This window comes from Sphingomonas flavida, from assembly GCF_036663655.1.
Taxonomy (GTDB): Bacteria; Pseudomonadota; Alphaproteobacteria; order Sphingomonadales; family Sphingomonadaceae; genus Sphingomonas.
This window is the reverse complement of sequence record NZ_JAXOJH010000009.1, coordinates 123,489-137,691: the sequence shown is the minus strand read 5'-3', so window position 1 is coordinate 137,691 and position 14,203 is coordinate 123,489. Positions and strand designations below refer to the sequence as shown.

The 14,203-nt window shown below is 65.5% G+C and carries 10 protein-coding genes; 6 read left to right on the top strand and 4 right to left on the bottom strand.

Features of this window, described 5'->3' with window-relative positions; all coding sequences use genetic code 11:
• Positions 1 to 84 precede the first annotated feature (84 nt).
• From U1703_RS11875 to U1703_RS11860, 4 genes are all read right to left on the bottom strand, one after another.
• Entirely contained in the window at positions 85 to 3,147 is a 3,063-nt protein-coding gene (locus U1703_RS11875; protein ID WP_332785861.1) for a TonB-dependent receptor, read from the bottom strand.
• Between the two features lie 117 nt (positions 3,148 to 3,264).
• On the bottom strand, positions 3,265 to 4,143 hold the full coding sequence (locus tag U1703_RS11870) for a FecR family protein (protein WP_332785860.1): 879 nt from the start codon (positions 4,141 to 4,143) through the stop codon (positions 3,265 to 3,267).
• Between the two features lie 103 nt (positions 4,144 to 4,246).
• Complete coding sequence (locus U1703_RS11865; RefSeq protein ID WP_332785859.1) at positions 4,247 to 4,762, bottom strand: sigma-70 family RNA polymerase sigma factor; 516 nt, start codon at positions 4,760 to 4,762, stop codon at positions 4,247 to 4,249.
• A gap of 391 nt (positions 4,763 to 5,153) precedes the next feature.
• A complete protein-coding gene (locus tag U1703_RS11860; protein WP_332785858.1) occupies positions 5,154 to 5,333 on the bottom strand; it encodes a hypothetical protein in 180 nt (59 codons plus the stop codon).
• Positions 5,334 to 5,557: 224 nt separating this feature from the next.
• Here U1703_RS11860 and U1703_RS11855 point away from each other — a divergent pair, with 224 nt between their 5' ends.
• From U1703_RS11855 to dld, 6 genes are all read left to right on the top strand, one after another.
• Positions 5,558 to 7,843 carry a TonB-dependent receptor gene (locus U1703_RS11855; RefSeq protein WP_332785857.1) on the top strand — a complete coding sequence of 762 codons (2,286 nt, stop codon included), beginning with the start codon at positions 5,558 to 5,560 and terminating at the stop codon, positions 7,841 to 7,843.
• Entirely contained in the window at positions 7,840 to 8,403 is a 564-nt protein-coding gene (locus U1703_RS11850) for a hypothetical protein (protein ID WP_332785856.1), read from the top strand. Before U1703_RS11855 ends, U1703_RS11850 begins: the two co-directional genes overlap by 4 nt.
• On the top strand, positions 8,400 to 9,896 hold the full coding sequence (locus tag U1703_RS11845; RefSeq protein ID WP_332785855.1) for a PepSY-associated TM helix domain-containing protein: 1,497 nt from the start codon (positions 8,400 to 8,402) through the stop codon (positions 9,894 to 9,896). Before U1703_RS11850 ends, U1703_RS11845 begins: the two co-directional genes overlap by 4 nt.
• Positions 9,897 to 10,495: 599 nt before the next feature.
• The gene (locus U1703_RS11840; protein WP_332785854.1) at positions 10,496 to 11,296 is read left to right on the top strand and encodes an FCD domain-containing protein; all 801 of its coding nucleotides are present in this window, start codon (positions 10,496 to 10,498) and stop codon (positions 11,294 to 11,296) included.
• Positions 11,293 to 12,426, top strand: a complete 1,134-nt coding sequence (lldD, locus tag U1703_RS11835) for an FMN-dependent L-lactate dehydrogenase LldD (RefSeq protein WP_332785853.1) — start codon at positions 11,293 to 11,295, stop codon at positions 12,424 to 12,426. Before U1703_RS11840 ends, lldD begins: the two co-directional genes overlap by 4 nt.
• Positions 12,423 to 14,129 (top strand): D-lactate dehydrogenase, encoded by a 1,707-nt coding sequence (gene dld, locus U1703_RS11830; RefSeq protein WP_332785852.1) that lies wholly within the window; start codon positions 12,423 to 12,425, stop codon positions 14,127 to 14,129. Before lldD ends, dld begins: the two co-directional genes overlap by 4 nt.
• Positions 14,130 to 14,203 lie beyond the last annotated feature (74 nt).

The window sequence follows — 14,203 nt, the reverse complement described above, 5'->3', positions numbered from 1 at the left end:
TGCTTCGGGCGCATCGATCCGGCCCCGCCATCCATGTCCGGCTTTCAGGATGGATCATGACGGCGGGGTCGAATTTCGGGATCGTCAGAAGCGGCCCGTCAGGCTCAGCCGAACGGTGCGCCCGGGGGCTGGCATCAGCGAACGGGTCAGCGGGTCCGCATAGTAACGATCGTTGAGATTGGTCCCGACCAGTTCGGCCGAAAAGCGATCGTCGAACCGGTATCGCACATAGGCGTCGGCGGTGACGATCTCGCCCCAGCTGAACGGCACGTTGAGCGAATAGACGTCGAGCTGCTGCTCGATCGGCAGGTTCGCGATCTTCTCGAACAGCGGATTGTTGTAGCGGCTATAATAGGTCAACCGCCCGCCCAGTTCGAGCCGCTTGTCGAAGAAGCGCCCGCCCATCGTCCAGTTGACCGTCTGTTCGGGGGTGGCCTGAGTCAGCAGAAAACCGTCCGGGAAACCATATTTGACGCAATTGGGGATGCTGCCAGTCTTGCGATCGGCCAGGGCGGCTGCGCTTTCGTCGCAGACCCGGTTGGTGGTCATGAAGGCCGCGCCAAGCTGGGTGTAGAAGCCGCCGGTGTCGATCCGCGCCTCCGCCTCGATCCCGGCGATCGTCTGTTCCTGGACATTGCTGAACTGGAGATTGGTGGATCGTTCGACCACATCGGTGATGTGGTTGCGGTAGAAGGTCAGCTTGAGGTCGGCACGCTGATCCGCCTGCGTCAGGTGCAACAGACTGCGCAGGTCGCGGACCAGCCCGACCTCATAGAGCCTGGCATGTTCAGGCCGCAGCGGCACGCCGGGGTTGAACGACGACGAGAAGCCCAGCGTGCTTTCGAACATGCTCGGGAATCGCCACGTCTCGATGTAGCGGGCATAGGCGCGCGTCTGTTCGTCGGCATAGACGGTGGCGGAGAGACTGGGAGCCCAGTGGTGGGCCGACCGGCGCGGTGCCGTGATCGGAACGGTCTCAACGATGTCCGACAGACGACAGCTTCCGTCGTTACCCGCGATGCTGTTGATCGCCCCGTTGAGGCAGGGATTGCCCGCGCGGCTGTAACGCCCCTGCGCATCTGGACGCCATGTCGGCCCCTTCTCCTCGAAAGAAATATTGTAGGGGTTGGCCAGGTATTCAGGCAACAACTCGGCAATCAGTGCATCGACCTCTTTCGGATCGACATCGGTCAACAAGCTGCGCCAGTATCGCTTGGCAATATCGGCGCCCGTACCGCTGACATTGAAGAATGATTCATATCCACGAAACATAGTCGAATTTAGGTTGGCATTTCCCTTGGCGATCTGGCTCCGCGCAAAATCGTCCACCGCCCAGTATCCGGCATAGCTCAGTCCCGCGTTCAGCTTCAGGAAGCTGGCGGGCCTCCACTCACCGTCGAGCCGGACGAGGAATTCCTCGCGCCGCCCTGCGCGCGGGAATTGACGCCACCCCTGGAAGCGCGCTGAATCATAGATGTCGCGCGACGCCAGCTTTTCATGCTGCCAGTTGCCACTCAGCGTCAGGTCGAAGGTCGAGCCGAACCGCATTCTGTTGCTGGCGTTCAGGCCATAGCGGTTGTTGATCGCATTGGCGCGGGCATTGTCGACGAGGATCGGATCGGCAAAGGTCGCGAAATTCGGCATGCCGCCCGAATTATAGGTGTCGCTCTTGGTATCGGTGGCCCAGAGATTGGCCTTCAGGTCGATCCAGCGGCTGTCCGGCTGCCACTTATATTCCCCATTATAGGCGCGGGCATGCACCTTGCTGAGCGGCCATTGGACATTGCCTTTGTCGATGGGGATGCGCGACGGCATGATCTCTCCGTATCGCGTCACGCTGTCGCGCAAGCTGACCAGCAGATACTGGTCGTCGGCGATGTGCCAGGTCGCCTTCAGCAGCACCGATTCCAGGTCGCTGGAGGTGTTGGGCACCTCGTTGCCCGGCGCGAAGGCCAGCGCCATGCGGCGGATGCGGTTCAGGTTGCGAGCGGGAAGCTGCGTCTGCTCATAATATCCCGGTGCGGACGTGCCGGAAAAATAATCGCCCCGTTCCCGAAAGGCATAGGCTCCGAACAGATCGAGCCCCTCGATCCGAAGCGCCCCGGCGACCCGCACCGCGCGATCGCCTAGCGAGAAGAAATGATTGTCGCCCCTGCTTCGCGGCACGACCACCAGTGAGGGATCGTTCAGCGCGAAGCTGGGCGAGTTTTGCTGGAAGCCCGGCACGGTGCGATAGTCGCGCCCCGTCAACAGCGTCGGCAGACGCGGAGCCGTCGAATTGTTGCCGCCCTCCAGCCGGACGTCGAGGCCGAAGGTTCGGCCGGGCCGCAGCACGTCATCGGCATCGAGCGTGTTGATGACGACCGTGCCGCCCGTCGAACTGCGGATATTGCCCTGATCGGTAGGGCCTCGCAGCACTTGGAGCCCGGAGATCAGGTTGGGATCGACATAGGCGCGGTTGCTGGCACCGTTATAACCGCGCCAGACGGTCAGCGCCTGTTCCGTCCCGTCGATCACCACCGGTACGCGACCGGGCCCCTGGATGCCGCGAATGCTCGGGTCCAGCGCGCCGCTGTTGCGGGCATCGCCGCTGAGGACGTTGACCAGGCCGGTCAACAGGTCGGACGTCGTGACGCCCTTGTACCGTTCGATCTCGGCGCGATCCTTGTAACCGCTGGCGAAGTCGGCGTCGAAGACCGCGTCATGGCCGCGCTCGGCGCGCGTCTTGGCGACATCATGCGGGGCGTCCTCGCCGTCCACCTGCAAGGCGTCGGTGACGAGCGGCGCTTTGGTCGCCGTGGCGCGCGCGGGCTGCTTTTGCAGAGTCAGCACGCCGCCCGCCAGCCGCCATTGAAGCCCCGATCCCGCCAGCAGCCGGTCCAGCGCGGCCGCGCGATCCATCCGCCCGACCACGCCGCCCGACCGCAACCCCGCGACCAGGGCGGCGTCGACCCCAAGTTGAAGATGCGCCTGCTGCGCGAACTGGGCCAGCGCGTTGCCCAGCGACTGCGCCGGGATGTTCACGTCGACGGTCACCTGCCGCGCCTGCGCCGCAACCGGCATGGCCGACATCGGAAACGTCGAGGCGGTCAGTAACAGCGCCAACCCCATCCGCTTCCCACGGAATGTCTTGTACCCGTTCGTCACCTGTAACCCCCAATTTGCAAGCTAGTATTGCTATTGCGTTTCGTTCGCATTCACGGGGTAGACGATGGTGCTTCAGGGTTTTTCGGAACTTTTTTTACTTTGGGTTGGAAAGTCGGCTCAGTCGGCGGTGACGACGGTAATCCATGGGGTAATCTGTCGCACCGTCACCCCATGCGCCCGACGCATCGCAGTCAGTGCCTGATCGGTATGGCGCAGGTCATAAACGCCCGTCACATGCCGGGCCATCCCCGCCCCGCCCGCCAGCAGCAACCCGTGATGCCAGGGACGCAAGGCCGCCACCACGTCGCGCAGCGGGCGATCGGTGACGACCAATTGCCCTTGTGTCCAACTCGCCATGGCGGAGGGTGCGGAGGTCGATGGCCGAGAGTGGCCCGCCGCACAGTCGATCGCTGCCATATCGCCAGATCGTAGATCGATGGGGGCGATGGCGCCGTCGCGACACATGGCGCGAACGCGCCCCTCCCGCACGGCGACATGCATCCCGTCATCGTCGTGTCGCACTTCGAAGGCGGTGCCAAGATCTGTCACCTCCGCCTCTCCCGCGAGAACTCGGAATGGATGAGCCGCGTCATGCCGCACCTGGAAAAAGGCTGTGCCGGACAGCAATCGCAACTGGCGGGACGGCCTGTCGAGCGTGATCGCGCTCCGCGCCGCCAAGGTGACGCGGCTGCCATCGGCGAGGCGCAGGACCCGCAATTGACCGGTTCCCGTGGTCACGTCCGCGAAGGCCAGCGGCAGGAAAGCCGATCCGGCGAACAGCCCGACGAAACAGGCCGCCATCGCTGCGGGCAGAATCGCTGTCTGGCGTCGAGCGAACCGGATCGGGCGCGCAGACGCCAACGCGCCGGTCTGCCGGATCAGGTCTCCAACATGATCGAGTTCCCGCCACGCCGCATCACAGGCCGGCTCCCTTCGCCATCGTTGGAATTCCGCCTGCACCGCACCATCGTCGGGCCGCTCCTGCAACAGGATCATCCAGTCCGCCGCTTCGCGTCGACAGTCGTCGCCGTCATTCATCCCGCCGCCTTTCTTCCGTGGAGTAGGGACGAACGGGAACGGGCATTTTTCAGCGTGTCCGTCAGTGTCGGCTCGATCGAAGGCATTTGCGGCACCGCTCGACCCCTTCGATTACCAAACTGTGAGCGGTGGTGACCGAAACGCCCAGTTCCGCAGCAATCTCGCGCAGGGGTGCGCCGGATAGACGATGAAGCTCGACCGCGCGACGCATCCGTGGCGGCATCCGGGCCAATTCCGCCGCGACCAGGGCCAGTTCCTGCCTTGCCATCAAGGCACGGTCGGCCCCTTCGGCATAGGCTGCCGGCATGTCCGGATCGTCGCCGACCTCGCATGCCAACACCGTTTCGCGCCGTTGCCGCTGGCGATATTCGTCCAGCGCCAGATTGCGCACGATCCGGCGGATATAGCCTACCGGCTCGACGATGTCGGTGGCGGCTGCATTCTGAGACAGGCGGATCCAGGCTTCCTGCACCACATCCTCCGCCGACGCCCGATCCCCCGTCATTCGCGCCGCCTCAGCGATGAGCCGTCGGCGCTGACTGGAGAAAAGAACCAGAAGGCGAGCGGGCCGCAGCATCAACGGCCGCCAAGTGTTCCATAGTAAGCCGAGGAGGCCCAACGCCCTCCTGCCTCTTGTCCCGGCTTCGTGACGATCAGCACGCCCTTCGGGTTATCTGTCCCGCCAAGACGACGCCGATGGGCGACAGGCGATGCCGAGACGACCGAAACGTTGATGCGCTGATCCTGCATGCTTCCTCTAGCGTGACATACGTCGCGGCCCCCGAGTTCAGGGCCCGAGCCTGCTATTCTGCATGTTACTGCGAGTCAATCTCATTAACTGCTACGCTGCCTTGGATGCCGCCACCTCTATCCAATAACCGGCTGTCGACGCGGACTATCGAGATAGATGAGGCCGGGATACGGCCATGCGCAGGCCGGTTGCAGGCGAACCGATCGGGCAGCTCAGTTTAGTCGATCGCGTAGGCATCGGTCGCATAAAGGCCGATCAGTTCGTCCTCGGCACCGATCACCACGACGGCGCGGACATGATCTGCTTCGGCGGGCGTGTCCGCGATCCGGCGACAGAGATTGTCGACATGCGTGGTGCCAAAAAGACGAAGCCACTCGACAGGATCGAGTGGCTCCATGGCGGAAGACTTTGCCTCGCTTGCCGCCGTCTACGATAGCGCCGACCTGATCCTGAAAGCCGAAAAGGGTTAAAAGCCGCCGCATTCAACCGTCCCACCTGCGATGTCACAACCGGACGGCTGTGTCGCCAGTGCCGGCGAGAACCCTGCAAAAACGCGCTTAACATTTTTGCTATTGATTAGCATTATGGTTGTTTGTAGCCCCTCGAAAAAGAGGGGCCACCATGAAACTGATCGCTTACCTGCTCTGCACCGGCACGTTGGTCGCTGCGACACCAAGCCTTGCGCAACAGGCGACTGCCGCCGCGCAAGACGGCCAACCGGGCGACATCATCGTCACCGGCGAGAAGTCGAACCGGACGCTTCAGGACACGACGACCAGCGTCGCGGTCACGACGCCGGAGCGCATCCGGCAGGAGAATATCCTGACGATCCAGGATATCTACAATCGCACCGCCAATGTCTCGGAGACCTATGGCGCCTCCGGTTTCACCATTCGCGGGATCAACAATCAGGGCGTGGGTGCCGGCGGCAATGCGGACACGGCGACCGTGTACGTGGACGGGGCACCCATCCCCCGTCAGGCGCTGTTCGGCGGCCCCACCGACCTCTGGGACATCGATCAGGTCGAAGTCTTCCGCGGGCCGCAATCCACCATCCAAGGCTTGAACGCGCTGGCGGGCGCGATCGTGCTGACCACGCGCGATGCGTCCGTCACCGACTACAGCGCCGATGGGCGTATCCTGTGGACGGACCGCAACGACCGCACCTTCTCGGCCGCAGCGGGCGGTCCGTTGATCCGCGACGAGCTGGGTATTCGCGTCTCGGCAGAGCATCGGGCCGACCGTGGTCTCATCCGCAACGTGACCCGGGGTGGGTATGACGACAGCCTGCGCTCGCTGAACCTGCGCGGCAAGCTCCACTGGACGCCGCGCGCGCTCCCCGGTCTCGATGTGACGGCAAGCTATAATCGCGTGCGGCGCGATGGCGGCTTCCTCTACGAATATACCAATATCACCACGCCCGACTTCTATGATCACCGCCGCTCGACCAGCGACCAGCCCAATCGCGGTCATGTCCGCTCCGACATCGCGGTGCTGAATGTCGGCTACGAGATCGCCCCTCGCCTGCGCCTGTCGAGCGTGACCTCGTTCAATCGGACGGCCACCCTGGCGCAAACCGATGCGGACGGCACGGCCGCCGATGTGCAATTCATCAGCAACGACAGCCGATACCGGACCTGGACGCAGGAACTCCGCCTCAATTATGATGGCGAACGGCTGAGCGGCGTGTTGGGCGCCTGGGCCTATCGGCGCTCCGGCGGGCTCGACGCCAACAACCGCCTGAACATCGCGACGCCCGTCACCACGATCGTCGGACTGTTGCAAGGTGGCGGCTTCCCGGCCGCTGCCGCACGGCAGATCGCAACCGCCTATGCCACCGCGCTGCCGCAGATACCGGTCCGTTACATCGCCGATCAGCCCTTGCTCGTTAGGAACGCCGCGCTGTTCGGCGATGGTCGCCTGCGTGTGACCGATCGCCTCTCGCTGCTTGCCGGATTCCGCTACGATCATGAGGACAATCGCTACGGCGCGGAAACGATCGCCACCTTCAACGGCACATTGCCCAATCCGGCCGCGTTCGGTGCAGCGGGCACCCCGCTCAACCTGGCGGTGACCGCGATCAATCGCGGCGTGCTCGGTCTGGTCGCGCAGGCGGCTTCGGCGCGGGCCAGCAACGCGCGCAGCTTCGACGCCTTCCTGCCGAAGGCCGGCGTCAGCATGGAGTGGACGCCTGACCTGACCACCGCCTTCACCGTGCAGCGCGCCTATCGCTCGGGCGGGTCGAGCCAGAATCCGGCGCGCGCGACGTTGGTCGCCTATGATCCGGAATATAGCTGGAACTATGAGGGATCGCTGCGCTCGCGCTGGCTGGGCGGCAGGCTGACGGTCAATGCCAACATCTTCTACGTCGATTGGAAGGACCAGCAGACGACCGCCTTTTTCGGCCTCAACGCCTATGACTATAATACGGTGAACGCCGGTAAGTCGCACCTCTATGGCGGGGAACTGGAGGTGCAGGGCCGCCTCAATCGCATATTCGACGCCTATGCCTCGGCGGGCTATGTCCGGACCCAATATGATCGTTTCGACCTGCCCGCGGGTTCGACCAGCACGGTCAACCTGGCCGGATCGCAATTCCCCTATGCGCCCCGCTGGACGCTGGCAGCCGGGATCAACGGTCGTGCCGGTGCCATCGTGGGCAACATCAACGCCAATTATCGCAGCGGCGTCTATACCGATGTCGGCACCACGCAGGGCCAGTCGCGCGTCTCGGCGCGCACGGTGGTGAATGCGCGGCTGGGCTATGACGCCGGTCGCTGGACGGTGTTCGCCTTTGCCCGGAACCTGCTGGACGAGGATTACCTCCAATACCGCACCCCGGACGGCAACCGCGCCATCGTCGGCGATCCGCAGACATTCGGTGCCGGTCTGGAACTGCATCTGTGACAGCCCTGGCCGCGCTCGTCGCCGTCATCGGTGGAGTGGCCGGTGCCACGCTGTTGCGGCGCGCATGGGCGGATCGGCAGCGCGAGCGTGTCGGCCTGATCGTAAGCGGTTGGGCGGTGCTCGTCGGCACCGTCCTGTTCGATGCGGCGTGGGTCGGCTGGGTCAAGGGAAGCGCGCTTGCCGTGGCCGGGATCGGCCTGGCCGCGCTGATCGTCGTGGTCCAGGGGCGAACCGTCCGTGCGGCGCGTGCCGGGCGAAGCGCGAGCCTTGCGCCCGAACCGCTCGAAGGACCATCGAAAGCGTGGCGCGGCTGGCTGAAGGCGCTGCTGGCCGGGCCGCTCGGCATGACTGCGGCCATGGGGATCGCCTTCTGCTACGCGACCTGGGCACCCGGCGACCCGCGAACCCGGATCATCATCGGCGGCCTGCTGATGCCGGTCGTCTGGGCGCTCGCCATGACCTGGACGCTCGCCGATCAGCGGCTCCTCCGTTCGCTGGCCGTTCTCCTGGGAACAACGGTCGCGGGCTTCACCCTGGCCGCAATGCGGGGCCTGGTATGAAAAACGCCGGTAAACAGGATGCGCCACGAGGCTGGCCATTGTCGCCGGGCACCGTGCGGGCGGTGCTGAGCGGCCACGGCATCCTCGGCCTGGCCTTCGCCGCGATCATCTATCTCGTCTGCCTGACGGGCACGCTGGCCGTCTTCGCCCATGACATAGCGCGCTGGGAACAGCCCGATGCGCCCTCGACCACCACGCTCGTTTCCGGCGCGCTCGACCGGGCCGTCCGATCCGCGCAGGCGAGCGGACCCGCTCATGCCACGCTATACGTCTCGTTGCCCTCGAGGGAGGAGGCGGAGGCGGGCATCATCGCCTATACGCCCGCGCTTCACCGCGAATGGGCGGCGGACCGGAACGGCACGCTGACCGAGCGACGAACGCCCATTGCCGACTTCCTGGTGGACCTGCATGTCGCGCTGCATCTGCCGCGCGCCTGGGGCGGTTTCATCGTCGGGCTGACCGGCGTGGCGCTGCTTTCCTCGCTGATTTCGGGCATCCTTGCGCATCCGCGCATCTTCAAGGATGCCTTCCACCTGCGACGGGGTGGCGCGCGACGGTTGCAGGAAGCGGACATGCACAACCGCCTGGGCATATGGGCGCTGCCATTCCATGTCGCCATCGCATTGACCGGCGCGCTGCTCGGCCTCAGCACGCTGATCGTGGGCGTTCTGGCAATGCTCCTCTACCGGGGCGACACGGCCAAGGTCTACGGGCTGTTCACGGAAGCGCCGCCTGCCGCGAACGCCACGACGGCACCGCTGCCGCCGCTGGAGCTGTTGCTGGCGCAGGCCAGGCAGCGAAGCGGTCGCGCCGAACCCATACAGATCATCATCGAGCGCGCGGGACGTGCAGACGCGCGCATCACCGTCACCTCCCGACGTGATCGCCTGCTCGTGCCGCAGGATATGACGATCTTCGACGTGCGGGGCAGGGTCGTGAAGGACCAGCATCCGGCCGACCTGGCGCTCGGCACCAGGATGCTGGGTGGGATCGGCCAGCTTCATTTCGGATGGTTCGGCGGTCTGCCGGTACGTCTGCTCTACGGCTTGCTGGGGCTGGCGCTCTGCATCGTCACATCGAGCGGCGTGACGATCTGGCTCGCACGGCGTCGCGATCGGGGCCGCGCCGTACCACTGTGGGAACGGTTGTGGGCAGGCGTCACATGGGGGCAACCCCTGGCCTTGGCGCTGACGGGAATCACCGGATTGGTCGCTCCCGCGCAAGGCGGCTGTCTAGTCTGGGTCTGGTTGGCAATAACGGCGGGCTCACTGATCATCGCCGGTGCCGCGAAAGGGTTCGATGCGTCGAACGGCGCTGCGCGAGTTCGCCATCTGGCCGCAATCAGCATTCTTGCGCTTGCCTTGGTCTATCTGGTCACCCGCCAGCCAGGCTTGTCGGGAATAGCCGTGGAGCTTGCGTTGCTGGCAGGCACCGGGCTGTTGTTCCGGCATCCGGCTACCAAATACCGGCGGGGAGGACAGACCGCCGGGTAACGGCAGGGTGCCGCACGCCCTGCCCTCTACACCCAAATTGATGCCCGGTGTCACAACCGGGGGCTGACACGGCATGCAATGCACGGTTCTCCGCGAGTTCACAGGTGTCAAAGTGTCGGGTTTTGGGATCGGCAGCGATGCGCTTCGATCACCGAAACGGCGTCCCACATTCGACGGCAAGGCACCGCGCAAGGCATTGCCGCGTAGCAAGGATGGCAGTGAAGCCAACCGAACTCCCCAAGAGGATTGAGGCCTCGCGCGGTTCTCCAGAGCTTTCCTTGCTGTTCTCCTTCATGCGCCGCACCTGATCCGCCGATATGCCCAGCCGTCGCGCGCGCCGTATTGGCAGGGCCGCCTCAGCCCCGGCGTATCGGTCGTCGTGTCCACCGCTTTCAAAATTTGGAGCCGAGATTTTCGCTCTGACCTCACCCGATGCTATTGCCGCACTTTGGTCCTACCAATACCGCTCAAACATGCGAAAAGTTACTATGGTGACGATTGAATTATGGTGGTACACTTCTCGTAGCTTGGAAATATTGGTTGGACCAAAATGAGCATGACCTTCTCTCCATGGCGAAACCCCGGCGCGGGCTTGCCCGATGCAGGCTGATACCCTGACCCGCCACAACAGCGGAGTCGTCGACCATATCGTCCGGGCGATCGAGGCGCTGATTGCGGAAGACCAACTGGCCCCCGGCCAGCGACTGCCCTCCGAACGCGCGCTGGCCGAGCGGCTGGGCACCTCGCGCGGGAGCTTGCGGGAGGCGATCCAGCGGTTGAGCGCCCGGGGGCGATTGTCGGTCGGAAAGCGGGGCAGCGTCATCGCCGCCCCGGTCGCCGAACATTGGGCGCAATCGACCATCTCGACGAAACTCGCCCCGTTGCTCGCGACCGATGCGGGGTACGCGCGCGATGTGCTGGAGACGCGGATGGGGCTGGAGCGGCAGGCGGCCTATCAGGCGGCGTTGCACGCATCGCCCGAGGATCACGACCGGATCCGGCGCAGCTTCGACGCGATGCAGGCCAGCCATGCGGGAGGCGATCCGATGGCCGAGGCGCAGGCGGACGCCGCCTTCCACCTGTCGATCGCGCAAGCGTCGCACAACGCCGTGCTCTATGCGGTGATGTCGAGCATGTTCGAGCTGCTGCGCGCCAGCATCTCCGACAGCCTGGCCAAGCTCTACACGGTGCCGCACACCCGCGAACAGCTGGCGGAGCAGCATCGCCGCCTGATGGACGCGATCCTGGCGGGCGACGCGGACAGCGCCCGCGACGCTTCGGACGACCATATCGGCTTTATCGAGGCGACGATCCGCCGGGTCGACGAGGAGCAGGCTCGCGTGGCACGCGCCTCGGCCCTGCATTCCTCCCTTCATGCACAGCAGGAGCATCGGGCGTGATCATTTCCGCTCCCACCGATTTTCGCGAGGCCGCACGGCGCCGCCTGCCCCCTTTCCTGTTCCACTATATCGATGGCGGCGCCAATGCGGAGCATACGCTGCGTCGCAATGTCGAGGACCTGGCGGACATCGCGCTGCGCCAGCGGGTGTTGCGCGATGTGGCCGAGTTGCGGCTTGATACCGCATTGTTCGGGCGGACACTGGCGATGCCGGTCGTGCTGGCGCCGGTCGGCCTGACCGGCATGTATGCCAGGCGTGGCGAGGTCCAGGCGGCGCGCGCCGCCGCGACGGCGGGCGTGCCCTTCACCCTGTCCACCGTCTCGGTCTGCCCGATCGCCGAGGTGCAGGCGGCATCGTCCGCGCCGATCTGGTTCCAGCTCTACGTGCTGAAGGACCGCGGGTTCATGCGCGACGCGCTGGAACGGGCGCAGGCGGCGGGCGTCGAGACGTTGGTCTTCACCGTCGACATGCCGGTGCCGGGTTCGCGCTATCGCGACCGGCATTCGGGCATGTCGGGTCCCAACGCGGCCTTTCGCCGGATGGTCCAGGCGGCGACCCATCCGCGCTGGGCATGGGACGTCGGCCTGCGCGGGCGACCGCATGATCTCGGGAACATCTCGGCCTATCGCGGCATGCCGACCGCGCTGGAGGACTATATCGGCTGGCTGGGCGCCAATTTCGATCCGTCGATCGCGTGGCGCGACCTGGAATGGATACGCGACCTCTGGAAGGGCTCGATCGTCATCAAGGGCATCCTTGATCCGGACGATGCGCGCGACGCGGTACGGTTCGGCGCGGATGGCATCGTCGTGTCGAACCATGGCGGACGCCAACTCGACGGCGTGCTGTCCAGTGCCCGTGCGCTGCCCGCCATTGCCGATGCGGTCGGCGGCTCGCTGAAGATCCTTGCGGATTCGGGCATCCGTTCGGGGCTGGACATGGTACGGATGATCGCACTGGGCGCGGATGCAGTCATGATCGGCCGCGCCTTCATCTATGCCCTGGCGGCGCGCGGCGAAGCCGGGGTCGCCGAGCTGCTGACGCTGTTCGCCACGGAAATGCGCGTCGCCATGGCGCTGACCGGGGCGAAGTCGGTCGCGGACCTCGATCGCGGAGCGTTGGCGGCATGAGCGCCCCGACACGGGATGCGGAGCTGATCGACGCGCTGATCGCGATCGTCGGCGCGGCCGAGGTGCTGACCGATCCGGCCCGCACGGCGCGCTTCCGCACCGGCATGCGCTTCGGCAACGGCCCGGTCGCCGCGGTCGTCCGCCCCGCCACGCTGGTCGAGCAATGGCGCGTGTTGCAGGCCTGTATCGCAGCCCACGCGGCGGTCATCATGCAGGCGGCCAATACCGGCCTGACCGGCGGATCGACGCCGGACGGTGACGATTACGGGCGGCCGGTGGTGGTCATCAATACGATGCGGATCACCGGGCTGCATCTGATCGACGCGGGGCGGCAGGTGGTCTGCCTGCCCGGCACGACGCTCTACGATCTGGAGCGCGCACTGGCACCGATCGGGCGCGAGCCGCATTCGGTGATCGGGTCGTCCTGCATCGGCGCATCGGTGTTCGGCGGCATCTGCAACAATTCAGGCGGCGCGCTGATCCGGCGCGGACCGGCCTATACGGAACTGGCGCTGTTCGCACGGGTCGACGCGGCGGGACGGCTGCATCTGGTCAACCATCTCGGCATCGCGCTGGGCGACGATCCCGAAACCATCCTCGACCGCGTGGAGCGCGGCGACTTCACCGCCGCCGACATCGCGCACGACCCGTCCCGCGCCGCCTCCGACCATCGCTATGCCGAGCATGTCCGCGCGATCGACGCTCCCAGCCCGGCGCGGTTCAACGCCGATCCGGGGCGGTTGTTCGAAGCGTCGGGCAGCGCGGGCAAGGTGATGCTGCTCGCGGCCCGGCTCGACACCTTCGCGCGCGACGCCGACACGGCGGTCTTCTATATCGGCACCAACGCCCCCGCCGAGCTGGAGGAGCTGCGCCGCGACATGCTGGGCGGGTTCGCCACCCTGCCCGTGTCGGCCGAATATATGCACCGCGACGCGTTCGACATCACGGCGGTCTATGGCAAGGATATCTTCCTCGCGATCCGCCATCTGGGGACCGACCGCCTGCCCGCGCTGTTCGCCATGAAGGCACGGGTCGATGCCCTGGCCACCCGGCTGCGCGTGCTGCCCCGGCATTTCAGCGACCGGGTCATGCAGGCCGCGTCCCGCCTGTTCCCCAGCCATTTGCCGGCGCGGATGATCGACTATCGCCACCGGTTCGAGCATCACCTGATGCTGCGCACCTCGGGCGACGGCATTGCCGAGACCCGCGCCTATCTGGCGGCAAAATTCCCGAGTGCGACCGGCGAGGTATTCGAGTGCACCGCGGACGAGGGCATCAAGGCCTTTCTCCACCGCTTCGCCGCGGCGGGGGCCGCGATCCGCTACCGCGACATCCATTCCGACACGGTCGAGGATATCGTCGCGCTCGACATCGCGCTGCGGCGGGACGACCGTGACTGGTTCGAGACATTGCCGTCCGCGATCGACGGGCAGATCCTGCGCAAGCTCTATTACGGCCATTTCTTCTGCCATGTGCTGCATCAGGATTATGTCGTGGCGAAGGGGTACGATCCCGCCGCCCTGGAAGAGGCGATGCTCGTCCTGCTCGACGCGCGTGGCGCGGAATATCCGGCCGAGCATAATGTCGGTCATCTCTATCACGCCAAGCCGTCGCTGGCCGCGCATTACCGCGCGCTCGATCCCTGCAACTGCATGAACCCCGGGATCGGCAAGATGACCAAGCGCCCGCATTGGGGAGCCTGATCATCACAGTTGCCCGCCTCGAACAGGCCGTCAGCCTGCTGGATACCGCAGCCAGAAGGGCCCGGCGGCGCGCC